Source organism: Bradyrhizobium sp. WYCCWR15520 (assembly GCF_056174665.1).
The window spans coordinates 142,358-166,734 of record NZ_JBWBWM010000006.1; the positions used below are offsets into that span (position 1 = coordinate 142,358).

27 protein-coding genes, 2 pseudogenes and 1 riboswitch are annotated in these 24,377 nt (G+C 62.3%); of the genes and pseudogenes, 15 read left to right on the plus strand and 14 right to left on the minus strand.

Annotated elements, in window-relative coordinates; all coding sequences use genetic code 11:
* Positions 1–3 precede the first annotated feature (3 nt).
* The 3 genes from AC0QUY_RS08825 to AC0QUY_RS08835 form a co-directional block, all read right to left on the minus strand.
* Positions 4–801, minus strand: a complete 798-nt coding sequence (locus AC0QUY_RS08825; protein WP_475386550.1) for a bestrophin-like domain — start codon at positions 799–801, stop codon at positions 4–6.
* Positions 802–993: 192 nt separating this feature from the next.
* Positions 994–1,632: a response regulator transcription factor gene (locus AC0QUY_RS08830; protein WP_475386551.1), complete on the minus strand. Its 639-nt coding sequence runs from the start codon at positions 1,630–1,632 to the stop codon at positions 994–996.
* A 322-nt stretch (positions 1,633–1,954) separates the two neighbouring features.
* Positions 1,955–2,188 (minus strand): hypothetical protein, encoded by a 234-nt coding sequence (locus AC0QUY_RS08835; RefSeq protein ID WP_475386552.1) that lies wholly within the window; start codon positions 2,186–2,188, stop codon positions 1,955–1,957.
* Positions 2,189–2,445: 257 nt separating this feature from the next.
* Between AC0QUY_RS08835 and AC0QUY_RS08840 the strand changes: the two genes are divergently transcribed.
* On the plus strand, positions 2,446–3,129 hold the full coding sequence (locus AC0QUY_RS08840; protein ID WP_475386553.1) for a L,D-transpeptidase: 684 nt from the start codon (positions 2,446–2,448) through the stop codon (positions 3,127–3,129).
* Positions 3,130–3,281: 152 nt separating this feature from the next.
* On the plus strand, positions 3,282–4,850 hold the full coding sequence (locus AC0QUY_RS08845) for a DUF4403 family protein (protein WP_475386554.1): 1,569 nt from the start codon (positions 3,282–3,284) through the stop codon (positions 4,848–4,850).
* A gap of 102 nt (positions 4,851–4,952) precedes the next feature.
* On the opposite strand, the gene AC0QUY_RS08850 is transcribed toward AC0QUY_RS08845, so the two are convergent.
* The gene (locus AC0QUY_RS08850) at positions 4,953–5,267 is read right to left on the minus strand and encodes a hypothetical protein (RefSeq protein WP_161849500.1); all 315 of its coding nucleotides are present in this window, start codon (positions 5,265–5,267) and stop codon (positions 4,953–4,955) included.
* Here AC0QUY_RS08850 and AC0QUY_RS08855 point away from each other — a divergent pair.
* Complete coding sequence (locus tag AC0QUY_RS08855) at positions 5,257–6,111, plus strand: DUF4118 domain-containing protein (protein ID WP_475386555.1); 855 nt, start codon at positions 5,257–5,259, stop codon at positions 6,109–6,111. The two genes, AC0QUY_RS08850 and AC0QUY_RS08855, sit on opposite strands and share 11 nt — an antisense overlap.
* Before the next feature lie 265 nt (positions 6,112–6,376).
* Here AC0QUY_RS08855 and AC0QUY_RS08860 read toward each other — a convergent pair whose 3' ends face one another.
* The 4 genes from AC0QUY_RS08860 to AC0QUY_RS08875 all read right to left on the minus strand — a co-directional run bounded on the left by AC0QUY_RS08860 (position 6,377) and on the right by AC0QUY_RS08875 (position 8,202).
* On the minus strand, positions 6,377–6,592 hold the full coding sequence (locus tag AC0QUY_RS08860; protein ID WP_161849502.1) for a dodecin family protein: 216 nt from the start codon (positions 6,590–6,592) through the stop codon (positions 6,377–6,379).
* 199 nt (positions 6,593–6,791) lie between these two features.
* Complete coding sequence (locus AC0QUY_RS08865) at positions 6,792–7,331, minus strand: PRC-barrel domain-containing protein (protein WP_161849503.1); 540 nt, start codon at positions 7,329–7,331, stop codon at positions 6,792–6,794.
* Between the two features lie 95 nt (positions 7,332–7,426).
* Positions 7,427–7,804: a PRC-barrel domain-containing protein gene (locus AC0QUY_RS08870; RefSeq protein ID WP_475386556.1), complete on the minus strand. Its 378-nt coding sequence runs from the start codon at positions 7,802–7,804 to the stop codon at positions 7,427–7,429.
* Between the two features lie 137 nt (positions 7,805–7,941).
* The gene (locus AC0QUY_RS08875) at positions 7,942–8,202 is read right to left on the minus strand and encodes a hypothetical protein (RefSeq protein ID WP_161849504.1); all 261 of its coding nucleotides are present in this window, start codon (positions 8,200–8,202) and stop codon (positions 7,942–7,944) included.
* Between the two features lie 218 nt (positions 8,203–8,420).
* Here AC0QUY_RS08875 and AC0QUY_RS08880 point away from each other — a divergent pair.
* Together AC0QUY_RS08880 and AC0QUY_RS08885 are read left to right on the plus strand one after the other, a co-directional pair.
* Positions 8,421–8,637: pseudogene (locus AC0QUY_RS08880) on the plus strand (response regulator); the annotation flags it as partial.
* A pseudogene (locus AC0QUY_RS08885) lies at positions 8,635–8,877 on the plus strand (ATP-binding protein); the annotation flags it as partial. The pseudogenes AC0QUY_RS08880 and AC0QUY_RS08885, both read left to right, overlap by 3 nt.
* A 9-nt stretch (positions 8,878–8,886) precedes the next feature.
* On the opposite strand, the gene AC0QUY_RS08890 reads toward AC0QUY_RS08885, so the two are convergent.
* Positions 8,887–9,081 (minus strand): hypothetical protein, encoded by a 195-nt coding sequence (locus tag AC0QUY_RS08890; protein WP_057859503.1) that lies wholly within the window; start codon positions 9,079–9,081, stop codon positions 8,887–8,889.
* A 358-nt stretch (positions 9,082–9,439) separates the two neighbouring features.
* Between AC0QUY_RS08890 and AC0QUY_RS08895 the strand changes: the two genes are divergently transcribed.
* The 10 genes from AC0QUY_RS08895 to AC0QUY_RS08940 all read left to right on the plus strand — a co-directional run bounded on the left by AC0QUY_RS08895 (position 9,440) and on the right by AC0QUY_RS08940 (position 19,285).
* Entirely contained in the window at positions 9,440–9,967 is a 528-nt protein-coding gene (locus AC0QUY_RS08895; RefSeq protein WP_475386557.1) for a transglycosylase SLT domain-containing protein, read from the plus strand.
* A 189-nt stretch (positions 9,968–10,156) separates the two neighbouring features.
* Positions 10,157–10,286, plus strand: a riboswitch (TPP riboswitch).
* Positions 10,274–11,287 carry an FAD-dependent oxidoreductase gene (locus tag AC0QUY_RS08900; protein ID WP_161849506.1) on the plus strand — a complete coding sequence of 338 codons (1,014 nt, stop codon included), beginning with the start codon at positions 10,274–10,276 and terminating at the stop codon, positions 11,285–11,287. It overlaps the preceding riboswitch by 13 nt.
* Entirely contained in the window at positions 11,278–11,475 is a 198-nt protein-coding gene (gene thiS, locus AC0QUY_RS08905; protein WP_475386558.1) for a sulfur carrier protein ThiS, read from the plus strand. The genes AC0QUY_RS08900 and thiS overlap by 10 nt, the downstream gene beginning before the upstream one ends.
* Before the next feature lie 88 nt (positions 11,476–11,563).
* Positions 11,564–12,346 (plus strand): thiazole synthase, encoded by a 783-nt coding sequence (locus tag AC0QUY_RS08910; protein WP_475386559.1) that lies wholly within the window; start codon positions 11,564–11,566, stop codon positions 12,344–12,346.
* Entirely contained in the window at positions 12,333–12,941 is a 609-nt protein-coding gene (locus AC0QUY_RS08915) for a thiamine phosphate synthase (RefSeq protein WP_475386560.1), read from the plus strand. Before AC0QUY_RS08910 ends, AC0QUY_RS08915 begins: the two co-directional genes overlap by 14 nt.
* 331 nt (positions 12,942–13,272) lie before the next feature.
* Positions 13,273–15,171, plus strand: coding sequence for a phosphomethylpyrimidine synthase ThiC (gene thiC, locus AC0QUY_RS08920; RefSeq protein WP_475386561.1), 1,899 nt, complete (start codon positions 13,273–13,275; stop codon positions 15,169–15,171).
* 25 nt (positions 15,172–15,196) lie between these two features.
* Complete coding sequence (locus AC0QUY_RS08925) at positions 15,197–15,595, plus strand: hypothetical protein (protein ID WP_475386562.1); 399 nt, start codon at positions 15,197–15,199, stop codon at positions 15,593–15,595.
* Positions 15,596–16,170: 575 nt separating this feature from the next.
* Positions 16,171–16,452: a helix-turn-helix domain-containing protein gene (locus AC0QUY_RS08930; protein WP_161849512.1), complete on the plus strand. Its 282-nt coding sequence runs from the start codon at positions 16,171–16,173 to the stop codon at positions 16,450–16,452.
* A gap of 910 nt (positions 16,453–17,362) precedes the next feature.
* Positions 17,363–17,908, plus strand: a complete 546-nt coding sequence (locus AC0QUY_RS08935) for an SPFH domain-containing protein (protein WP_161849513.1) — start codon at positions 17,363–17,365, stop codon at positions 17,906–17,908.
* A gap of 276 nt (positions 17,909–18,184) precedes the next feature.
* A complete protein-coding gene (locus tag AC0QUY_RS08940; RefSeq protein ID WP_475386563.1) occupies positions 18,185–19,285 on the plus strand; it encodes an alkene reductase in 1,101 nt (366 codons plus the stop codon).
* An 87-nt stretch (positions 19,286–19,372) separates the two neighbouring features.
* Here AC0QUY_RS08940 and AC0QUY_RS08945 read toward each other — a convergent pair whose 3' ends face one another.
* From AC0QUY_RS08945 to AC0QUY_RS08965, 5 genes are all read right to left on the minus strand, one after another.
* A complete protein-coding gene (locus AC0QUY_RS08945) occupies positions 19,373–21,169 on the minus strand; it encodes an ABC transporter substrate-binding protein (RefSeq protein WP_475386564.1) in 1,797 nt (598 codons plus the stop codon).
* Between the two features lie 74 nt (positions 21,170–21,243).
* On the minus strand, positions 21,244–21,570 hold the full coding sequence (locus AC0QUY_RS08950; RefSeq protein ID WP_161849516.1) for a DUF2160 domain-containing protein: 327 nt from the start codon (positions 21,568–21,570) through the stop codon (positions 21,244–21,246).
* Between the two features lie 2 nt (positions 21,571–21,572).
* Positions 21,573–22,379 carry a carbohydrate ABC transporter permease gene (locus AC0QUY_RS08955; RefSeq protein ID WP_161849517.1) on the minus strand — a complete coding sequence of 269 codons (807 nt, stop codon included), beginning with the start codon at positions 22,377–22,379 and terminating at the stop codon, positions 21,573–21,575.
* Positions 22,379–23,281 carry a carbohydrate ABC transporter permease gene (locus AC0QUY_RS08960; RefSeq protein ID WP_161849518.1) on the minus strand — a complete coding sequence of 301 codons (903 nt, stop codon included), beginning with the start codon at positions 23,279–23,281 and terminating at the stop codon, positions 22,379–22,381. Before AC0QUY_RS08960 ends, AC0QUY_RS08955 begins: the two co-directional genes overlap by 1 nt.
* Positions 23,281–24,366 carry an ABC transporter ATP-binding protein gene (locus AC0QUY_RS08965; RefSeq protein WP_475386565.1) on the minus strand — a complete coding sequence of 362 codons (1,086 nt, stop codon included), beginning with the start codon at positions 24,364–24,366 and terminating at the stop codon, positions 23,281–23,283. Before AC0QUY_RS08965 ends, AC0QUY_RS08960 begins: the two co-directional genes overlap by 1 nt.
* Positions 24,367–24,377 lie beyond the last annotated feature (11 nt).

The following is a 24,377-nucleotide window of genomic DNA, read 5'->3' on the forward strand; positions in this document are numbered from 1 at the left end:
CCTTTATCGCATTTGATCGTAGGCATCTGCGAGGAAATGATCGAAACTCTCGATCCGAATGAGGCCGAGTCGCGGATATTCCATATCGGTCACGATGTAGAGCGCGATGGTCAGCGTTCCCGCAAAGAGAGCCATGTGTATCCAGCTTTTCCCTGCGTTCGCGGCCATGCCGAACCCGGCAAGTAGCGAGCAGCCTAGACCGAGGCCAAACAGCATAAAGTAGATAATCTGCGGCGGATGTTTTTCGGCAGCACCTGCACGCTGGCGTGCAACCTCGAACAGGCTATTCAGCGCTGGGAGCGACAAAGCGCATGCAGGACGGTAGTTCGGTTGCGGGCAAGCTGCCACCGCGGCGTCCCATAACTGGTTCTTGAGTTCAACTAGCTTCTTTTCCTGCTGGTCTGAAAAATCTTCCGCTCGCTGAAACAGCAAGAAATCATGCGCCATGCGATATAGATCAATCCGGGCGCGAACGTATTCTTTGAGGCTGGTTTGAAGCTTGGGCCCGTCGTCTCCGCCGAAAAGGCTTAGTCGGTCATATGCCGTGGTGGCGGCCGTCGCTTCCTGAATGACCAACTGCCGGCGGTCATCAAAGCGTTGCAGCGCACCGGAGATGGTGAATGCCAGCAGTAAACCCATCAATCCGAATATCGCGCCTTCAACAGTCGCTAATCCTCCGATACCCTCGCTGCCGCTCCGCTTGCGATGGCGCAAACCGAGGTACTGACCCAACCGTAGCAAGGTGATTGAGCCGACAAAAAATAAGACGGCAATTACCACGGCAAACAACATGAAGATCATTTTTGATCTCCATTACGGACCCCCCACTTTACCCCGCGAAGTGTGGCGCTAGTTATGCAGGCACTGGGGCGCTCCGGTTCCACGCGTTAGATGGTACCAACGGCGCTGGCGACAGGGGCGTTCCGCCTTGGGGTCGACCTTCTCGGGAGCATCGCTTCCCCGGGCGTTGGCGAGGCAAAAAGCCAGCACGGGTCACAGATTGTCGGTCGGCCCAGCGACGCCGAACCGCTCGGCAAGGGACACAAGTTCCGTCAAGGACCGGACCTGCATCTTCTCCATCACATTGCGGCGGTGGGCCTTGATCGTGCGCACAGTCAATCCCAACGCGTCGGCGACCGCCTTGTTGCTTTTACCGCGAATGACAAGTTCGAAGACCTGCCGTTCGCGCGGCGTCAAGGTTGAGAGACGGGAGAGAGTGTCCTCCCGCGCGCGCTTTAGACTAAGCACTGCATTGTGATGCAAAATGGCTCGTTCGACGGCTTCAAGCAGTCGATCCGATGATACTGGCTTGATCAGAAAATCGACCCCGCCGGCCTTTATGGTCCGCACCGTAGTCGGAATGTCGGAGTGATCACTGAGGAATATGATGGGCAGCGTCGAACCTAGTTCGCTCAGGCGCGCTTGCAGATCCGGCCCGCTTATTCCTGGCAGTCTCACATCGAGAAGAATGCAGCCCGGCAGTTCGTCGCTCGGCAAGCGATCCAGAAGATGCCGAGCCGAAGCATAGGTCGAGACTTCATAACCGAATTGCTTCAATACATCTTCTATGGTTTTGCGGAAGGTTGCGTCGTCATCGACAACGTGCACGGGCTTGGGAGCCTTCAATTCCATGGCACTCGACCTCCGGTCTTCGGCCAAGAATTGTGGCACCGACACCCGATCGTGCACGTTTCTTCATCCAGGTGCTTCCAGCACCAACATTTGTTAGGTCTGAGCTGACACGAGGCGGCGCGCCTGATCCTTTTAACGGCGAAAGCGAACGCACTCCTCAGTCAGATAGTTGACGCGTGTCCGTCAATGCTTTGCAATAACGCGCATGACTCCAGACAGCGAACATTCGATACATCGCCGAAAGGCGGGCGTTCACGTCGTCTGATTTTCTGAATTCACACCAATGGGAAAAGTTTGGATAGGCTCATCCCGCTGGTTGGCGTCAGCGCCAATGGCGGCGGTGATGACGATGGCCCCAGTAGTGACGATATCCCGATCGTTGCCAGCCATAGCTCGTGTAGGGATTACCCCGCCCATAGTTCTGGCAATTTGAGTTCGGATAGAACTGGGCGCACTTGCCTGGATTGGTAATGACGTGCTGCGCCGATGCCGGATTGGCGGGAACGAACAGGAGCAGCAAGGCAACGGCACCAAACAAAATCGCTGGTCTCGTCATGGCGGTCTCGCTTATCTCTGGACTGCAACGCCAACGGCGCCGGGTCCCATGAGTTCCTTTTTGACCCCTTGAAAGCTCGGACCAGGCGCGTGCCTGGTGCGCCCCCGCCAGCAACGAAACCTTAACGAAACAATTCCCTAACGCCACGAAACCATTTTGGCGATTTCGTGCAAATGTCCTGAAACGGTTCATCGGTACAGGTTTCCCCAACGACGCGCCGAGAACGGCGCGACAGGATTTTAAAACAGGGGCGACCAATGTTTAATTCATTCAGGCTGAACACCCGCTTTGCTGCCGCCACTCTGGGCGCACTCGTGATCGGCGCCACCGCATTTTCCGCACCCGCCACTGCTGCTCCGCTGCCGCTGTTTCCGTTCTTCCTGCCGCAGATCGAAGCGGCCCCGCCGCCGGTCGCGGCTGCGCCCCGGGATGAAGACGACCGTTCGGTCGAGCTGCCGGCCCGTCTGCGCCGCCAGGTCGTGAACTACTATACCCGCGAGGCGCCAGGCACGATCATCATCGATACGCCGAACACCTATCTTTATCTCGTACTCGGCAACGGCCAGGCGATGCGGTACGGCATCGGCATCGGCCGCGACGGCTTCACCTGGTCGGGCACCCAGACGATCACCCGCAAGGCGGAATGGCCGGCCTGGACCCCGCCCCCGGAAATGATCGCCCGCCAGCCCTATCTGCCGCGTCACATGGCCGGCGGCCCCGGCAACCCGCTCGGCGCCCGTGCGATGTATCTCGGCGGCACCATCTATCGCATCCACGGCACCAACGCGCCGGAGACGATCGGAACCCGCGTTTCTTCGGGCTGCCTGCGCCTCACCAATGAGGACGTCAAGGACCTCTATTCGCGGGTGAACGTCGGCACCAAGGTGATCGTGCTGCCGATGACCGATCGCCGCGCCGATCTCGGCCGCACCATACGCTAGGCGGTTTAAGTTTCTCAAATAGCGAAAGACGGCCCTCGCCCAGGGGGGTCGTTTTTTATTGACCGAAGGTGTCGCCCCTCTGCGCGGGTGGCGTCCCCCTCACCGCCCCTGTAAAATGCCCCTGGGGCGATTCAACGGGATCCGGGGGCACGATGCGTCTGCCGATGCGTCTGAAGACGATTGCGATTGCGCTTGTGGTCGTCGTCGTCTCGTTTGCCGCAAGCCTGAAGCTCATGGACGTCGTCGCGCCGCGCGCCACGAACCGCCCGCCGCCGCTCGCCGAATTGCCGCCGCTGCCGCCGGCGCCGCGCGCGTCCACCGTGATGGCGCCGATTGCAGTGACGCTATCGGCAATCCGTGACGCCGCCGACCGCGGCGCGCCGCGCTCTTTCGCGGGCAAGGCCGACAATCCGATCTCGCAGATCCTGCAGAACGCCGATATCGGCTGGACCGCGTCGCGAGGGCCGATCAGCGCGACCGGAGCGCCGGACGTGCTGTCGCTGGCGACGCCGCTGACCGGCACACTGAACGTCACCGGCTCGCTGTCGGCAAAGGCAACCGGGGCGGTCGGCGAGGCGCTCGGCGGCCTGCTCGGCGGCAACGTCGCCAAGCAGATCGGCAGCGTGAACATCAAGAACCTCAACGCCAGCGCCGAGATCAAGGGCAACGTCGTCATCACCTCGCGGCCGAAGATCGCCGCCAACTGGCGCATCGAGCCGAATTTGGCGGCGCAGGTCAATCTCGGCGACACCAGCCTCACGGTGGCCGGCGCGCGCGTCAACGTGCCGGCGCAGGTGAAGCCGTTGATCGACCAGAACGTCGCCGAGCAGATCGCGCTGGTGCAGACGCGCCTGCAGAACGATCCGACCTTCGAACGGAACGCGCGGGTGCAATGGGCCAAGGCCTGCCGCTCGATCCCGCTACAAGGCACGACAGCCGGATCGACCATGCCGACGCTGTGGCTGGAATTGCGCCCCACACGGGCAATCGCCGCGCAGCCGCGCATCGATACGGCGAACCTGACGCTGACGCTCGGCATCGAGGCGGAGACCCGCATCACGCCTGCCGAGACCAAGCCGTCCTGCCCGTTCCCCGCCACCATCGCCATCGTGCCGCCGACGCCGGGACGCGTCGCCATCGGCGTGCCCATGGACATGCCCTTCACCGAGATCAACAAGATCGTGGAGGCGCAGTTCGCTGGAAAGACGTTTCCGGAAGACAGTTCGGGCGCGGTCGACGTCACCGTCAAGCGCGCCAGCGTGGCCGCATCCGGCAACCGTCTGCTGATTTCACTGCTGGTGAACGCCAGGGAGAAAAAGAGCTTCTTTGGCCTCGCCGGTGAAGCCAATGTGCACATCTGGGGGAAGCCGGTGCTCGATCAGGCCGAACAGACACTTCGGCTGGCCGATATCGAGCTCGCCGTCGAGTCCGAAGCCGCCTTCGGGCCGCTTGGCGCCGCGGCGCGCGCGGCGATCCCGCACATGCAGAAGACGCTGGCGGAAAAAGCTGTCGTCGACCTCAAGCCGTTCGCGAGCAATGCGCAAAAGAAGATTGCCGCCGTCATCGCAGACCTCCAGAAGAACGAGGACGGCCTGCGCGTCTCGGCCGAGATCAGCAAGCTGCGGCTTGCCGACATCGCCTTCGATTCCAAAACGCTGCGCGTGATCGCGGAAGCCGAAGGCGCGATCAACGTCTATGTGAGCGCGCTGCCGGCGTTGTGACGCAGCGACCATCACACCATCGCGTGAGGAGGTGACAGCGGGCCGCCGCGGCCCCCATGATGGGTTCCGCGCGAGCGACGGCACTGGACCTTTATGCCGTTCCTATAACGCCGGCCAAACACTGCTCTCGATTTTATATACCGGAAGGCCGATCTCTTCCGCGCGGTCTAGAACCGCGATCGACGGAATGGAGAACGAGTCGTGCGTGCGCAGGCTGTTGTTCAGGCCGCGGCGTCCTTCTGCGGACTGGATGTCGAGCAAGTCCACGCGCGTGGCCGCACTGCTCGGTGTCCTCTTGAAGATCAGCGTTGCGGTCAACGCACTGACAATCATCGCCGATGGCAGCAGGCCATAATCGTGACAGGAGATGTCCCGGCTGCGCCATTTCAAAGCGGGAGTTGAGCCGGTGACCAGCATTGAATCGAAACTGCAGCAGGACGTCACCCAGGGGCCCGATGCCGGTCTCCTTTTAGGCCCGGCAGCGTCTGAGGTGGCGCGCTACCTTGCTTCAATCGCAATGACCGCCCTCGCAACCGTCGTGGCTGTCGGTGTCGACAGCAAGTTGACGATTCCCAACCTGTCCCTCGTGTTTGTCGTGCCAGTTATCGTGGCGGGTGTCACCCTTGGCTTGGGTCCATCGCTCTGCTCGGCGGTGCTTGGCGCGCTGGCCTTCAATTTCTTTCTTACTGAGCCGCGCTATTCACTCGCCGTTGATGACGCGGCAAACATCTGGGCGATTGGGCTGCTGTTTGTCGTCGGGCTCATCGTCAGCGGCGTTGCCTTCACTTCTCACCAGAGGGCCGCCGAGGCTGAACGGTTGAAAAGGCAGGTAAGTGTGCTGCAAGGCTACTGCCGCGACATTGCCGCAGCCGGCGGCACGAAGGCGGTCGTCTCGATCACTTCCAAGGCACTTGCTGCACTCTTCCAGGTTCCTGTCGCCGTGATGCTTGTTACGGAAGGCAGGGTGGTTCTGCTCGATCAGGTCGGTGACGTGGAGCCGCAAGAAGCCGACCTGGAAGTGGCACGATCTGCTGTTGCGACCGGAACGGTGATGCGCAGCGGCGTCTACCCGAATCTCGCTTCGCGCTTTGACTTTTGGCCGGTGAAAACGGCAGCAGCTCAAAATGCCGTCATTGGACTGGCATTCGATCCGGACGAGCCTCCCTCGAGGCCAGAGGCCCTCGTCGACGTCATTGCGCGTGTCCTGGCCCTGACGCTTGACCACCAACATGCTGAGGGTCTCGGCAGAAACCAGCAATAGCGGCTCGGCGCCATCGCCTTCGATTCCAATACGCTGCGCGTGATCGCGGAAGCCGAAGGCGCTATCAATGTCCACGTGAGCACGCTTGCCGGTGCTGTAGGCGGCCTGCAGCGCAGCTCCCGCGCCGTCATTGTAAAGCGCAACGAAGCAATCCGCGTTTCCCCGCGAGGAGAGATGGATTGCTTCGTCGCTTCGCTCCCTTGCGCAAACGCCTCGCGTTTGTCGCAGGCAATGACGGTTCACCGCGCAAGAGCGCCGACGCCGACTACGACCCTTCGAACTTGAACGAGACCTTCACCTTGGCGCGGTAGGCTTCGACCTTGCCGCTGGTGTCCAGTTGAAGATCGAGCTGCACGATCTCGGCGACGCGCAGATCGCGCAGCGATTCTCCGGCGCGGCTGACCGCAGCCGCCGCGGCCTTCTCCCAGGAATCCTTGCTGGTGCCGATCAGCTCGATGACCTTGTAGACACTCTCAGCCATGTCGTCCTCCCGTTGATGCAAAGGTCGATGGAAGGCAGGAGGCAGGTGCTCCTGCCGCGCTTGCAACCTAACATCGGGACGCCGACGCCGATAGGATGCGCCGCACCATGCACGAGGGGTACTTGCAAAACAAAATGGCCGGGCGGCATCACGCCGTCCGGCCATTTTGAGGAAGCCTGCGGTTTTTGAGGCCGCGGCGTTACTCGGTCGTATACTTGAACTCCGGCATCGCCTTCAGCTGATCCTTTGTTGCACTGAGCGTGGCGTGATCCGGATACCACGGATTCTTCTTCACGGCCGGCGCAGCAGGCGCGGTCGCCGCACCCGTCGTCGTGCCCGTGCCGGTCGCAGGCCTTGCGCCGCCGGTCGCAGGCTGGGTCGAGGCGCCGGTATAGGCGATCGGCTCCTCGACGAACTTCACCTTGTCCATCGGCACCGCGACGAGATGCTCACCGACGCCGAGGAAGCCACCGACGCCGATCACCACGGCTTTGATATCGCCGTTCTTGTCGGTCAGGAGATCGTTGATCGATCCGAGGCTTTCGTTGCTGTCGTTATACACGTTCAGGCCAACCAGCTTCGAGGTCCGCCAGTTGCCCTTGAACGACGAGGTATCGGACGCAGCCGCAGGCGCGGCGGTGGTTGCTTTATCCGTCGTTGCCGACGGAGCTTGCGCAAACGCAACACTCGCCAGCAGCGCGGAGGCCGCGATGCCGGCAACGGCATATTTGGTCAACATATCCGTTCTCCTCAGTTCAGAAACGCTTTGAGGAAAACCCGGCACATTAACAAGTGTTCCATATATATTACGCGGGAACACTCGCTTTGCGTGCGTCAGAAGCCGCCCCAGTAAGGCGGCATGCCGTAATAGCGATGCAGCTCTGCTTCCTTAGCGCGATCGCCCCAGTCGAAATCCATGTCCGCACGGAATGACGGCGCGCGCCTCAGCTCCTCATCGTCGATATCGAGTTCGTAGGCTTCGAACCTGGTGTTGTAGCGCAGCCGTCCCCAAGGCAACGGGATCAGATTGGCTCCGATGCCGAGAAAGCCGCCGAAACTCAGGATAGCATAGGATACTTTGCCGGTGACCTTGTCGATCATCAGCCGTTCGATGTGGCCAATCGTATCCCCGTTCGGCCGGCGCACCGCGGTCCCCTCGACACGGTCGCTTGCGATCAACGGATGCGGCTTGGCCATGACGTCGCTTGCCATTGAACCCTCCACACATCTGTATAGAAACCAACGTTGCACTGCGTGAGCAGTTCCGCCGCCGAAATGAGACAACCATCCTTCCCTTTCGGAAAGGCTGGACAGGCCGACGCGGGAAGAACGTCAGCTCTGGAAGTCGATCAGAAGCGCCGAGTAACTTGGCCGGCAATCAAATCGTCGATCTTGGATTTGAGCTCGTCGGGCGAGGGCCGCGTGCCGCTGGCCTGGGCGCTGGCGCGGCTCGCCTGCATGGCGGAATCGATATCGGTCAGCGCCGCCGACAACGCGTCCTGATCGGACGAACTGATGGCGCCGGATTTAACTTCGGACAACAACTCGTTCCGCAACATCTGCAGGGGCGACTGACGGGTATTGATGGAGGCCGCCGAAATCGAGGTCATGATAGCTCCAGGGATGGGTCAGGTGATTCGGTTACTCGCGGGAACGCATCGGACGCGGCGAACGTAGGGCTCGCGCTATTAACGAGGTCTCTTCAGCGCGCCCCTCGCCTGTTGCCCGGTATTGCCCGGGGCCATCCAGAAACATCCGGAAACAAAAATCCTTCGCCCACACGCCCGAATCACCGACAAAAGGTCGGAATGGCCCAGGCAATCCCAACATCCTCGTCGTCGAGGACGACCGCGAAACGCGGACGCTGATTGCAAAATACCTGCGCAATAACGCCTGCAACGTGAGGACGGCTGTCGATGGCCGCGAGATGGCGCGCGCCATGACCGACCGCCGGGTCGATCTGTTGATCCTCGACGTCATGCTGCCCGGCGAGGACGGTCTCACCCCTCTGCCGCAAGGTGCGCGCGGAATCACAGACGCCGATCGAGGACGATGATCCCGGCATTTCGGATGCGCAGAAGCAGAACATGCTGGAGCCGTTCGTGCGCGGCGACGACGCTCGCAACATGGATGAGGCGGCGGGCTTCGGCCTCGGCCTGTCGATTACGAACGCCATTGTGCTGGCGCATGGCGGGACGCTGTCGCTGCACGACCGGCCGCCGCACGGGCTGGTGGTGCGCATGCAATTGCCGACACGTCAGAACGGCGGCCGCGCCGCGGCCTAGTTCATCGCGTCAGGCAGCCAGCGCGTCGGGATCGGCTTCCTCGTAGATGGCGATCGCCTCGAAGCGATAGTCGCAGGCGCGGCAGAACCAGAGAAAGGAGGTGCGGCCTTGACTGCTCTCGACCCAATCGGGTCTCGGAATCGGCTTGCCGCACTGGGCGCAGGGATTTCCGCGAGGCAGATAGCTGGTGTCAAGTCGAGCCATGGCGCATCTCCCTAGATTTCGGACGCCGTAACGACGTCTCGCTTTTTGAAATTTCGTTGAATGGGACAGGTTTGCTGTCGGAATGAATTGATTGGTATTTCGTCGCGGCGTCTTCTTTACACCTTGACTGCGACTTTTGCACGACATTCCTCGCGCGTCCGCATGACGCAGATTCGCGTCGACAGACGCGATGCATCGCACGCACAACGTTAACGTCACGTGAGCCGCGTTCGTTAACACATGCCTCCGCGCAGAGATCTCGCCGCGATGTCGTCCGCTTTTTGCCACATCTTGGCCCGCACATGGAACTAACCGGAAGCATCAATCGTTCACGCGTCCATCCGCCGAGATCGTTTTTATGAAAAGTTTTCCGAAATTCGTCTGGCTCGCCGCCACCGCGGCGCTGTTCGTTTCATCGGCCGCAATCGCGCAGAGCCGCGCGCAATATGAAAGCATGGTCGCATCGCACGCAGCCGCCAACAACGTGCCGGAAGCGCTGGTGCATCGCGTGATCGTGCGCGAGAGCAAATATCATCCGAACCTGGTCGGGCGCGGCGGCACCATCGGGTTGATGCAGATCAAGCTGCCGACCGCGCGCGGCCTCGGCTACACCGGCGATGCCGCGGGCCTGCGCGATCCCAGCACTAACCTCGCCTGGGGCATCAAATACCTTGCCGGCGCCTACCGCGCCGCGGGCGGCGACCACAGCCGAGCCGTGCGCTATTATGCGAGCGGCTATTACTACGCTGCAAAGCGCCAGCGCCAGGAACGGCCGCTGCAAATCGCGCCGGTCCTCGCAAGTGATGCACCGCCGAAAATCGTCGCCGCGCCGGTCGCGACGGCCAGAACGCCCGCCGACGCCAACGCGCTGCAGACGGCAAAATAGCTAAGTCTCGTGTCCCGGGCGCGGGGCAGCGCGTTTGCGCTGCTCCGCAAAACCGGGACCCAATGCCAGCCGTCCGAGACCCCAGCTCAGCAGCGCACCGCTGCTGCACTGCGCTGGGGTCCGGGCGCGATAGCGGGGGCAGGTTCCCGCACGGCCGCGTTGACACCTCCACCCAACCGCCTACATTAGACCTGTTCCGAGGGGTGCTCCGTGAGGAGCTGAGATACCGCAAACTTTGGGCCGAACAGCCCAAGACCGCGGTGACCCTTTGAACCTGATCCGGGTCATGCCGGCGAAGGGACAGGGATGTACCAGAAGTCAGATCTGCGCGGGGATTCTCCCGTTTCCATCATCGGCGCGGGCATTGCCGGCGCATGGCAGGCCTTGCTGTTCGCCCAGGCCGGCCACGCCGTCACTCTGTACGAGCGCAGTGACGCCGCTATGACGCTTTCCACCAGCCACTGGGCCGGCGGCATGCTGGCGCCCTGGTGCGAGGCCGAGACCTCCGAGCCCGTGATCGGCCGGCTCGGCATCCGCTCGCTCGATCTGTGGCGCGAGCATTTTCCCGATACCCCGTTCAACGGCTCGCTGGTCGTGGCACACCCGCGCGACCGCGCCGATCTCGAACGCTTTGCCAGACTCACCGCCGGCCATGTCAGGCTCGACGCGCAGGCGCTGAGCGAGCTCGAACCGTCGCTGGAAGGCCGCTTTCGCACCGGCCTGTTCTACGCCGACGAGGGCCATGTCGAGCCGCGAAAGGTGCTCCCCGAGCTGCACGCCCGCATCACAGCGGCTGGCGGCACCATCAAGTTCGACTGCGATGCAAAAGCGGAAAATCTCGACGGCGTCGTCATCGATTGCCGCGGGCTGTCCGCGCGCGACGAGCAGCCGGAGCTGCGCGGCGTCAAGGGCGAGATGATCATCGTCGAGACTTCAGAGGTCGAGCTGTCGCGCCCGGTGCGGCTGATCCATCCGCGCTGGCCGCTCTATGTGATCCCGCGCGGCGACGGCAAGTTCATGCTGGGCGCGACCTCGATCGAGGCCGAGGACACCGGCGTCAGCGTCCGCTCGGCGCTGGAGCTTTTGGGCGCCGCCTATGCCGTACACCCGGCCTTTGCCGAGGCGCGCATCGTCGAATTCGGCTCCGGCCTTCGGCCTGCCTACCCGGACAACCTGCCGCGGATCACGGCCGGCAAGAACAAGATCGCCGTGAACGGGCTTTACCGCCACGGTTTCCTGCTGGCGCCCGCGCTCGCGGAAGCGACACTCGCCTTTGTGCAGCGTGGCGCCATCGACAATGAGGTGATGCGATGCGTGTGACCGTTAACGGCGAAGCGCGTGAGATCGCCTCGACGCGTGTGGACGCGCTGCTCAGCGAACTCGAATACGAAGGCACGCATTTCGCGATCGCGCTGAATTACGACGTGCTGCCGAAAAGCCGCTGGGCCGAGACGCCGCTGAAGGCCGGCGACGAGATCGAGATCATCACGCCGCGGCAGGGAGGGTGAAGGCGATGGTGAGCAGAGCCGCAGTCTCCCTTAACCTCTCCCCGCAAGAGCGGGGCGAGGGAGCAAACCGGAATCGCGGAGGCGCATAGTGCTGAACTTCTACGGCAAAACCTTTTCCTCCCGCCTGCTGATCGGCACGGCGCTCTATCCGTCGCCCGCGATCATGCAGGACGCGATCCGCGCCTCGGGCGCCAACATCGTCACCGTGTCGCTGCGGCGCGAGGCTGCCGGCGGCAAGAGCGGGGACGCGTTCTGGTCGCTGATCCGCGAGCTCGATGTCACGGTATTGCCGAACACCGCAGGCTGCCGCAGCGTGCGCGAGGCAGTGACCACGGCCAAGCTCGCACGCGAACTGTTCGGAACGCCCTGGATCAAGCTGGAGGTGATCGCCGACAACGATACGCTGCAGCCCGACGTGGTCGGCCTCGTGGAAGCCGCCGGCATCCTGATCAAGGACGGCTTTGAAGTGTTCCCCTATTGCACCGAAGACCTTTCGGTCGCGATGCGGCTGGTCGATGCCGGCTGCAAGGTGGTGATGCCGTGGGCCGCGCCGATCGGAAGTGCAAAAGGCATCACCAACCGCGACGCGCTGAAACTGATGCGCGAACGTTTGCCCGACGTGACGCTGGTGGTCGACGCCGGCCTCGGGGCGCCCTCGCATGCGGCGCACGCCCTCGAACTCGGCTACGACGCCGTGCTGCTCAACACCGCGGTTGCAAAAGCCGCCGATCCGGTCGCGATGGCGAATGCGTTCCGCCTCGGCGTCGAAGCCGGCCGAACGGCTTACGAAGCCGGCCTGATGGAAGCCCGCGACTTCGCCTCCCCCTCAACCCCTGTGATCGGGACCCCGTTCTGGCATGCCGTATCCTGACAGATTTTACCCCGTGGTCGACAGCGTCGCCTGGGTAGCCCGGCTGGCGCTGCTCGGCGCCGGCACCATTCAACTGCGCGCCAAGGACCTCAATGAATCGGAAGCGCTGCAGATCGTCACCGACGCGCTCGAAGTCATCAAGGGCACCGACGTCAAGCTCGTGGTCAACGATTACTGGCGCGCGGCGATCGTCGCCGGCGCCCAGCATTTGCATCTCGGCCAGGAAGATCTCGTTGACGCGGACCTCGACGAAATCCGCAAAGCCGGACTGACGCTCGGCATCTCTACCCATGACGACGAAGAACTGGCGACGGCGCTCGCCGCCAAGCCCGATTACATCGCGTTGGGTCCGATCTTCCCGACCACGCTGAAATCGATGCGCTTCGCGCCGCAGGGCATTCCAAAAATCACCGAATGGAAGAAACGCATCGGCGACATCCCGCTGGTCGCGATCGGCGGCATCAAGTTCGAACAGGCGGCCGAGATTTTTGCGGCCGGCGCCGACTCCATCGCCGTCGTCAGCGACGTCACCCAGAACGCCGACCCGGATGCGCGGGTGCGACAATGGCTTGGCCAGAGCGCGGAGGCTGCGTGAGATGAAGGCGAACCCATCAGCCGTCATTGCGAGCGAAGCGAAGCAATCCATTGGCACCGAGAATTCGGCGACAATGGATTGCTTCGTCGCTTCGCTCCTCGCAATGACGGACGAGACATATGCGCTCGCGGAGGCACCCCCACCCCAACCCTCCCCCGCAAGAGCGGGAGAGGGAGCGCAGCGAGTCCTCGTTACCCTCTCCCGCTTGCGGGGGAGGGTGGCGCGCGCGTCAGCGCGCGACGGGTGGGGGCTCGCGCCACAAATTTCGCTACCGGATGGATCCGCAGTGCGGCCCCGTCCGGAATGACAATAAGATAACGGAGGATACCTTATGAACATCCGCTCCAATCCCGACACCACCCTGCCCGCCGTCACCACCGGCCCGCTCGCCTCGTCGCGAAAAATCTTCGCCACCCCCGATGCCGCGCCCGATCTGCGCGTACCCTTGCGCGAAATCATCCTCAGCGAGGGCGCAGGCGAACCGAACCTGCCGGTCTACGACACCTCCGGCCCCTACACCGACCCCTCCGTCACCATCGACGTCAACGCCGGCCTGCCGCGCAATCGTATGGCCTGGGTGAAGGAACGCGGTGGCGTCGAGGAATATGATGGACGCGCGATCAAGCCGGAAGACAACGGCAATGTCGGCGCCTCGCATGCCGCAAAGGCCTTCACCGCGCATCACAAGCCGATCCGCGGCCTCGACGGCCACAAGATCACCCAGCTCGAATTCGCCCGCGCCGGCATCATCACCAAGGAGATGATCTACGTCGCCGAGCGTGAAAATCTCGGCCGCAAGCAGCAGCTCGAGCGCGCGGAGGCCGCATTGGCTGATGGAGAAAGCTTTGGCGCCTCGGTGCCCGCCTTCATCACGCCGGAGTTCGTCCGCAGCGAGATCGCGCGCGGACGCGCCATCATCCCCTCCAACATCAACCATGCCGAACTCGAGCCGATGATCATCGGCCGCAACTTCCTGACCAAGATCAACGCCAATATCGGCAACTCCGCCGTCACCTCGTCGGTGGAAGAGGAAGTCGACAAGATGGTGTGGGCGATCCGCTGGGGCGCCGATACCGTGATGGACCTCTCGACGGGCCGCAACATCCACACCACGCGGGAATGGATTTTGCGCAACTCGCCGGTGCCGATCGGCACCGTGCCGATCTACCAGGCGCTGGAGAAGTGCGAAGGCGATCCGGTAAAACTGACCTGGGAGCTATACAAGGATACGCTGATCGAGCAGTGCGAACAGGGCGTCGACTATTTTACCATCCACGCCGGCGTGCGCCTGCCCTACATCCACCTCACCGCCAACCGCGTCACCGGCATCGTGTCGCGCGGCGGCTCGATCATGGCCAAGTGGTGCCTGGCGCATCACAAGGAGAGCTTCCTCTACACCCATTTCGACGAGATCTGCGACCTCATGCGCAAGTATGACGTCTCGTTCTCGCTCGGCGACGGCCTGCGCCCCGGCTCGATCGCTGATGCCAACGACCGCGCGCAGTTCGCTGAACTGGAGACACTCGGCGAGCTCACGAAGATCGCGTGGGACAAGGGCTGCCAGGTGATGATCGAGGGCCCCGGCCACGTGCCGATGCACAAGATCAAGATCAACATGGACAAACAGCTTAAAGAGTGCGGCGAAGCCCCGTTCTACACGCTTGGGCCGCTGACCACAGACATCGCGCCGGGCTACGACCACATCACGTCGGGCATTGGCGCCGCCATGATCGGCTGGTTCGGCTGCGCCATGCTCTGCTACGTCACGCCGAAGGAGCATCTCGGCCTCCCCGACCGCAACGACGTCAAGGTCGGCGTCATCACCTACAAGATCGCGGCCCATGCCTCTGACCTCGCCAAGGGCCACCCCGCCGCGCAACTCCGCGACGATGCGCTGTCCCGCGCCCGCTTCGACTTCCGCTGGACCGACCAGTTCAACCTCGGCCTCGATCCGGACACGGCCAAGAGCTTCCACGACGAGACGCTGCCGAAGGAAGCCCACAAGGTCGCGCACTTCTGCTCGATGTGCGGCCCAAAATTCTGCTCGATGAAGATCACGCAGGACGTACGGGACTACGCGGCAACGCTGAACGATCCGACTGGAATCGGGATGTCGGTGAGCGGCACCATCGAGGACGGAATGGCGGCGATGAGCGCCAAGTTCAAGGAGATGGGGTCAAGCGTCTATCTGGATGCGGACAAGGTGAAGGAGAGCAACCGGGTGCTATGAGGACTGCGCACGCATCCGGATAGCCATGACCGACAGCCTCACCGGTGTCTGGGACGGCACCTTTGTTCAGCAGCAGGTAGGGATGGTCACGTTTCTGGCGACGCTCATCGAAACCGGTGGCGCGCTCACAGGAAACGTGACCGAACCCTGTACCGTCCCCGGCTGCCCGATCAGCACCCACAACGCTTCGATTGCGGGTCATCGATCCGGCAGCGCCGTCTCGTTCATCAAGCGCTACGAGCCGCCCGGCCACGGCTATAACTCTGTCTCCTATGAGGGCTCGGTTAATGCCGACGTGACGGAAATCGACGGGCGCTGGAAGCTGCCGGGCACCGCGGTCTCCGGGACGTTTCTGATGGTCCGGTCGAGCAAGCCTGCAGAAGCGGTGACGACCGAAGAATGGGCGAAGGAGCCGGTGCGGTAGCGAGCAAGCGTAGCCCGGATGAGCGCAGCGACATCCGGGACGAAGATCCCCGCATATCGCTGCGCTCATGCAGGCTACGGCCTTCGGGCCTCCTGGCCAGTACGCGACTGTCGAACTGCCACCCGGTCCGCATCGTGTAAGTTCGCCGAATGAGTTCTGGACCCGAGCAATTTGGGCGTGCCCCACCCCGCCGATTTCGTAGTTGAGGCGGGCAAGGCATACTATCTGCTGCCCAAGCGTTGGGGCGACGATGCCGGTTACACCTACACATGGTGGGTTCCGTCGTCGTGCCGCAGAGGAGCTCCGTCGCGCACAGCTCCTTCTCCGTTCATGCCGCCGCTGCAAGCGCTCCGCCGCCGGCGGAATTTGACAAAATTGAGCTATGCGAAGCTCACGCCACTATCTGCCTGCTACCGAACATATACCTATAGGTGTTGAAAATAATCACCAAAACTTTTCCGTGCTCATTAATCCTTCGTTAACCATTCGCGCCCACGCTTCCCTGCGGCAGGGGGAGTGTGATTCCTGATGTTTCTGCTCCGCGTTTCGGAGCAGGCGTCGATCGGGAGGTGTTGATGCCCCGTGAGTATTTTGACGTTTATCTCGGCACGGACTGTGTTCCGGTGACCGAAATTCCGCTGTCGGATTTCAAAAGCCCGTCGCCCCATGAGATCGTGCCGATGCTGATCGGCTCGACGGTCGAGGCGATCGAACGCGAGCTCGTGCTGCAGACGCTGGCGCGCTGCCACGGCAATCGCACCCACGCCGCGCGCCTGCTCGGGCTCTCGGTGCGCACCATGCGCAACAAGATCCGGCAGTACGCGACCGATGGCGCCGACATACCGGCCCACAATTAGAGCGCAGATTGAGCAAAGCGATCTTCGCCGACTTGTCCGCCGTAGCTCGCCAGAGCGAAGGCGGAAGCTTGGGGAGCGAGGCGGAAGCGTGCCCACCATCATGAGCGCGGCGTGAACTGGTGGGCACGGCGCTCCGCGCCTTTGCTCACCCTGCGGACCCGTCGCTGCGGACTGATTTGCCTTTCGTGCAAGCGCAATCTCAACGTGTGCCCTGCGGCAAACTGGCACGACGGGCAAATCACTAAAACCTGTCCAGCACTTCGCGCAAAAATATTCCGCTTAACATGGCGGGCAAATCAGCGGCATGACTCCGCTCGTCTCACCCGATGGAGGCGCGGCTCGCGATCGTCACGAACGTGCGGTGAGATGCGATGGACGTGAATGGCGCACACGACGTAGGCGCCTGACACGCCGTCATTGCGAGCGCAGCGACTTGTCCGCCGTAGCTCGAAGAGCGAAGGCGGAAGCAAATCCATCTATCCCGACGCCGAGACATGGATTGCTTCGCTTCGCTCGCAATGACGGGGATAGGTCGCGGCGTACCGGATCGCCCGTCAAGCCGAGCGACGACCATGGAAAGCTGAACGACGCCCCGACCAACCGCCACAGGCGATGACCATGCCTCTGAGCACAATCAGGCGGCACCATGCGCCTATTTGAAAATCAAATGACCGAGCCACACTTCGATTATTTTTTGTTTACCCGTCGAGATTGAAATGACCTGACTTATTTTCGACGCACGAAACGCCAAGAAGAGTTGAGATCGCGGAGTCGCAATAAAGATAAAGTCCGTGGCGGGGAAAGGGAAAACGTGGGTGAACTCCTAGGCTCGTTAGCATTTTCTCTGATCGTCATCGCGCTGATCGCCGCCGCCTGGGCCTGGATTTCGACGCTGCTCAGGAAAGGGATGATGGCGTTGCTCGGCTTCGACCGGATCTGCGTCCAGCAATTCGAGACCGTGCTGCTCTACCGGAACGGGCGTTTTGAAAAAGCCCTCACCCCCGGCCCACACCGCATCCGCGCCGGAAGCCGCCAGCTAGTGCGGATCGATCTGCGCCCGGAGGTGTTTCGGTTCAAGCAAGGCGCCGTCTCCGCCGACCGCTTTGCCCTCAACTTCATCTATGTCGTGCGGACCCAGATCGTCGACCCCCGGGCCTCGTTCGAAAGCACGCAGAGCTACCGGGACGAGGTCTGCATGCGCCTGCAATCGGTGGTGAAGGCGGTGTGCAGCCGCAAATCCCGCCTCGAAATTCAGATGGACCACCAGACCTTCAGCAACAGCGTCCAGAAGGCGGCCAACCAGGTGTTTCGCTCGATCGGTTGCGAATGCCTGACCTTCGAGCTGATGGAGGTCGATGTCGCCGGGCTTGCCGTCGAGTTGGACAACAGGCGAGCGGGCGTAGCGGTGCACGCGCCTGTGGCCGTGGGTGAGAAGGGCGCGTTCGCTGCAATGTGATCGCGCCGGGCCCGGCGGCGGATCGATCGGGCACGCCGCCGCCGGCCACCGGGAATAAATTGGGCCGTCAGGGCCTGACAGGGAGACGGCTCCCGCTGCGCCACTCCCGATTTTCGAATGAATCATTCTAGCCGGCGCCCCGGGCCGTATCGCGATGCCGTCACCAGGCTGAGCGCCTGCGCAGCTCGTCTGCGCAAGCCGAATGGCTTCCGGGATTGCGCAAATGGCGGCAATGCCCAACTCTTCCCTATCGTCATTCACCCGGACCCATCAGACATGAGCCAGACCAAACTGTTCGAGCCCTTCAAGCTTGGCCCGATCACCCTGCCGAACCGCTTCGCGATGGCACCGCTGACCCGCAACCGCGCGGTGCCTCCCGGCATGGTGCCGAGCCCGCTCGCGGTCGACTATTACGGCCAGCGCGCATCCGCCGGGCTTCTCATCACCGAAGCCAGCCAGGTCTCGCAACAGGGCCAGGGCTATCAGGACACGCCCGGCATCTATTCGAAGGAGCAGGTCGAAGGCTGGCGCAAGGTCACCGACCGCGTGCACGAAAAAGGCGGCCGCATCTTCATCCAGATCTGGCATGTCGGCCGCATCTCGCACACCACGCTGCAGCCCCGCGGCGGCAAGCCGGTGGGACCAAGCGCGATCCGCGCCAAGGGCAAGACCTTCGTCAACGGCACGTTCACTGAAATCTCAGAGCCCCGCGCGCTGGAGCTTTCGGAGATTCCGGGGATCATCGAGGACTTCAAGCGCGGCACCGAGAATGCGCTGGCCGCCGGTTTCGACGGCATCGAAATTCACGGGGCCAACGGCTATCTGCTCGACCAGTTCGCGAAAGACGGCGCCAACAAGCGTACCGACGCCTATGGCGGCGGAATCGAGAACCGCGCCAAACTGATGCTGGAAGTGTCGAAGGCGGTCGCCGCGGTCGCCGGCCCCGAGCGCACCGGCATCCGCATCTCGCCGGTGACGCCGGCCAATGACGTTTCCGACAGCAATCCGCAGCCTCTGTTCGACCACATCGTCGATGGGCTCAGCGCGCTGAAGCTGACCTATATCCACGTCATCGAAGGCGCGACCGGCGGCCCGCGCGACAACGCTCCGTTCGACTACGCATCCTTGCGCAAGCGCTTCAGCGGTGCCTATGTCGCCAATAACGGCTACGATTTCGACCTCGCGACAAAGGTGCTCGAGGCCGACGCCGCCGATCTCATCGCGTTCGGCAAACCGTTCATCTCGAACCCGGATCTGGTCGAACGTCTGAAGAAGGGCGCGCCCTTGAACGAATGGGACAAGGCAACGTTCTACGGCGGTGGCGCCAAGGGCTACACAGACTACCCGACGCTGGGAGCTGCGCAGGCGGCGGAGTGACCCCTCCCTCTGGCGAGGTAAGAAAAGAAAAAAGGCCGGGATCGCTCCCGGCCTTCTCCTGTTTGCATCACTCGCAGCTTGCGAAGCTTACTTCGCCTCGGCCCGCTTCGGCGGGGTGGCCGGCCACGACTTCACCAGCGTGTCGTAGTCGACGGTTTCGCCCTTCGGCTTTTCGTTCGCCAGCTTGCGCTGGGGAGCGACGTTGCCGTCCTTTTCGGACTTGGCGAACCAGAATTCGGCCGTTTCCTTCTTGTTCAGCTTCGGCCCGCACTCCTTCTGCACGCCGGACTTCTCAAGACGCTCGAGCACCGAGTCCTGGGCTGCGGCCAGCGCGTCCATCGCCTGTTGCGGCGTCTTCGCACCGGACGACGCATCGCCGATGTTCTGCCACCACAATTGAGCAAGCTTCGGATAGTCAGGCACGTTGTTGCCGGTCGGAGTCCACTGCACGCGCGCGGGCGAGCGGTAGAACTCGATGAGGCCGCCGAGCTTCGGCGCACGCTCGGTGAACGACTTATCCCAGATGTCGGATTCACGAACGAAGGTGAGACCGACATGGCTCTTCTTCAAGGACACCGTCTTGGAGTTGATGAACTGCAGATAGAGCCAGGCCGCCTTGCGGCGATCCGGCGGGGTCGACTTCAGGAGTGTGGCAGAGCCGGCGTCCTGATAGCCGAGCTTCATGCCCTCTTTCCAGTACGAGCCGTGCGGCGACGGCGCCATGCGCCACTTCGGCGTGCCGTCGGCATTCACGACCGGGATACCGGGCTTCACCATGTCGGCGGTGAAGGCGGTGTACCAGAAGATCTGCTGCGCGATCGCACCTTGTGCCGGCACCGGTCCCGATTCGGAGAAGGTCATGCCTAGCGCCTGCGGCGGGGCATACTTCTTCATCCACTCGAGATATTTGACGATCGAATAGACCGCCGCCGGGCCGTTGGTGTCACCGCCGCGCTCGACGGATGAACCGACGGGACGGCAGCCTTCCATTCGGATACCCCATTCGTCGACCGGCTTGCCGTTCGGGATGCCCTTGTCGCCGTTGCCGGCCATCGACAGCCAGGCGTCGGTGAACCGCCAGCCGAGCGAGGGATCCTTCTTGCCATAGTCCATGTGGCCATAGACCTTGACGCCGTTGATCTCCTTGATGTCGTTCGTGAAGAACTCGGCGATGTCCTCATACGCCGACCAGTTCACGGGCACGCCGAGCTCGTAGCCATACTTGGCCTTGAACTTGGCCTTGTACTCCGGATTGGAGAACCAGTCGTAGCGGAACCAATAGAGGTTCGCGAACTGCTGGTCGGGAAGCTGATAGAGCTTGCCGTCCGGACCCGTGGTGAAGGATTTGCCGATGAAGTCGTTGACGTCGAGCTGCGGATTGGTGACGTCTTTGCCCTCGCCGGTCATGTAATCCGACAGGATCACGGTCTGGCCGTAACGAAAGTGGGTGCCGATCAGGTCGGAGTCATTGATCCAGCCGTCATAGACGTTCTTGCCGGATTGCATCTGGGTCTGCAGCTTTTCAACGACGTCACCTTCCTGGATCAGGTCGTGCTTGACCTTGATGCCGGTGATCTCGGTGAAAGCCTTCGCCAGCGTCCGCGCTTCATACTCATGCGTCGTAATAGTTTCCGACACGATGTTGATTTCCATGCCCTTGAAGGGGGCGGCGGCCTTTTCGAACCACTGCAGCTCCTTCAGCTGGTCGGCCTTCGACAGCGTCGACGGCTGGAACTCGCTGTCGATCCACCTCTGGTTAGTGGCGTCGTCCGCACGCGCGGGTGCGGCAATGGTCACGGAAGCGGCGATCAGCGCAGCCGCGCTGGTCATCGTCAGAAAGCTCTCCTTGGTCAACGGACCATTCCTTCCTCTCAAGCGTCGCATGTTGGATCCTCCGGTTGCAGCGACAAACACAAACTCAGGCCCGGGTTGATCCCGGATCTGCTCTTTTTCGCTCCTCAGACGGTGCGGAAAATCGCAACGGCCGAGACCAGCGAAATCAGGGTTGCGAGCCACAGGCTCGAAATCTCAACGCCCTCCCCGATCGGCAGCGTGGCGATCGGATCGGTGCCAACAAAGGCGATCCACAGCAAATGAATGACGGCTGACAACACCAGCGAAATGAAAAGCCGGTCGCCGCGTGTGGTCGGAATGCGCAAAACACCGACGCGCTCGGCTTCGGGATAGACAGCCGCAAGCCAGGTCATGGCGCCGAGCGTCAGCGCCAGCATCACGAAAAAGATCGCGGTCGGCAGCGTCCAAGCCATCCATGCGATGTGTTCCATGGCTACACCCGTCCCAGCGCGAACCCGCGCGCGATGTAGTTGCGGACGAACCAGATCACTAGCGCGCCAGGAATGATGGTGAGCACACCGGCGGCGGCGAGCAGGCCCCAGTCCATGCCGGCGGCCGAGACCGTGCGCGTCATAATGGCCGAGATCGGCTTGGCGTTAACCGACGTCAGCGTTCGCGCCAGCAGCAATTCGACCCAGGAGAACATGAAGCAGAAGAACGCCGCGACGCCGATGCCGCTCGCGATCAAGGGCACCAGGATCTTGGCGAAGAAGCGCGGGAACGAATAGCCGTCGAGAAATGCAGTTTCGTCGATCTCGCGCGGCACGCCCGAGACGAAGCCTTCGAGAATCCACACCGCGAGCGGCACATTGAAGATGCAGTGCGCGAGCGCGACCGCCCAGGGCGTATCGAACAGGTTGATCGCCGAATAGAGGTTGAAGAACGGCAGCGCGAACACCGCCGCCGGCGCCATGCGGTTCGACAACAGCCAGAAGAACAGATGCTTGTCGCCGAGGAAGCGGTAGCGCGAGAAGGCATAGGCCGCCGGCAGCGCCACCGCAATCGAGATCACGGTGTTGATCAGGACGTAAGTCAGCGAGTTGATGTAGCCGGAGTACCAGCTCTCGTCGGTGAAGATGCGCTTGTAGTTCTCCAGCGTGGGCTGGTGCGGCCACAGCGTCATCGTCGTGACGATCTCGGTGTTGGTCTTGAAGCTCATGTTGACAAGCCAGTAGATCGGCAACAGCAGGAAGATCAGGAACAGCACCATGATGATGCGGCGGCCGGGAATCGAATTCATCAGACGCCTCCCGGCTTGGCGGGACGCTCAGTCCCGGCATTGGTCATGACGGTGTAGAACACCCAGCACACGATGAGGATGATCAGGTTGTAGACCAGCGAAAGTGCTGCGGCCTTGCCGAGGTCGAACTGCCCAAGCGCGATCTTGACCAGTTCGATCGAGACAAAGGTGGTGGAATTGCCTGGGCCGCCGCCGGTGACCACGAACGGCTCAGTGTAGATCATAAAACTGTCCATGAAGCGCAACAGCACTGCGATCAGCAGCACGCGGTTCATCTTCGGAAGTTGGATCGCCTTGAACACCGCCCAGCGCGAGGCGCCGTCGATCTGCGCGGCCTGATAATAGGCGTCGGGGATCGACTTCAGGCCGGCGTAGCAGAGCAGCGCGACGAGGCTGGTCCAGTGCCAGACGTCCATCACGATCACGGTGGCCCAGGCATCGAACTCGTTGGAGACATAATTATAGTCGAAGCCGAGACTGTTCAGCGTGTAGCCGAGCAGACCGATATCCGGCCGGCCAAAAATCTGCCAGATCGTACCGACCACGTTCCACGGAATCAGCAACGGCAACGCCAGGATGACAAGGCATACGGCAACCGTCCAACCCTCGCGCGGCATCGACAGCGCTACCACGATTCCGAGCGGCACCTCGATGGCCAGGATGATGGCGGAGAACAGCAGGTTGCGGCCGAGGGAGGCCAGAAAGCGCCCGCCGAGATCGGTCGAGGGATCGAGCAGCTCCTTGAACCAGCCGACGCCGTTCCAGAAGAACTGGTTGTTGCCGAACGTGTCCTGCATCGAATAGTTCACGACCGTCATCAGCGGCAGGATCGCGGAGAACGCGACCACCGCGAATACCGGCAGCACCAGGAACCAGGCCTTTTGGTTGATGGTCTTGTCCATCAGGCAACCCCCTCGACCAGACGGCTGTCGGCATAGACGTGAACATGGGCGGGATCGAACACGAGGCCGACCGTATTGTCGGACACGGAGAATCCCGGCGGCACCCGCGCGGCGAACTTGGCATCGCCGATCCGCACGCGGGCGAAACGCGCGCGGCCGAGATCGTCGATGCGCTCGATCGTGGCCGATAGCAGGCCCGATGCGGGAGCGGCGATATTGACGAATTCCGGCCGCACGCCGATCTCGATCTTCGCACCTGCCGGCAGCACGCCGTAATTGCGGTGCAGGCCGATGACGTGGCCGTCGATCCGCGCCTCATGCCCGCCCACGACAGCCGGCACGATGTTCATGCCGGGCGAACCGATGAAGTAGCCGACAAAGGTATGAGCTGGCTTGTCGAACAGCTCGGCGGGCGTGCCGCTCTGCACCACACGGCCGTCATGCATGACGACCACCGTATCGGCAAAGGTCAGCGCCTCGGTCTGGTCATGGGTGACGTAGATCATCGTGAGATCGAGTTCGCGGTGCAGCGCCTTCAGCTTCGAGCGCAACTGCCACTTCAGTTCGGGATCGATCACCGTCAGCGGCTCGTCGAACAGAACGGCAGCGACGTCGGAGCGGACGAGGCCACGCCCAAGCGAAATCTTCTGCTTGGCGTCGGCGGTCAGGCGCGTCGCCTTGCGGCCGAGATAGGGCGTGAGATCCAGGAGATCGGCGATCTGCTTCACCCGCTTCTCGACCTCGACTTTCGCCACGCCGCGGTTCTGCAGCGGAAATGCAAGGTTCTGCCCAACCGTCATGGTGTCGTAGATCACCGGAAACTGGAACACCTGCGCGATGTTGCGCTTCTGGGTTGACAGCGGTGTGATATCGGCGCCGTCGAACAGGATTTTTCCCCGCGAGGGCGTGACGATGCCGGAGATCAGGTTGAGCAGCGTGGTCTTGCCGCAGCCAGACGGGCCGAGCAGCGCGTAGGCGCCGCCCTGCCGCCAGGTCATCGTCACCGGCTTCAGCGCAAACGACTCCGCCGGCGCGTCATTACCGCCGTAGGAATGTGCGAGATCGACGAGGTCAATGCGTGCCATGTCGCATCTTC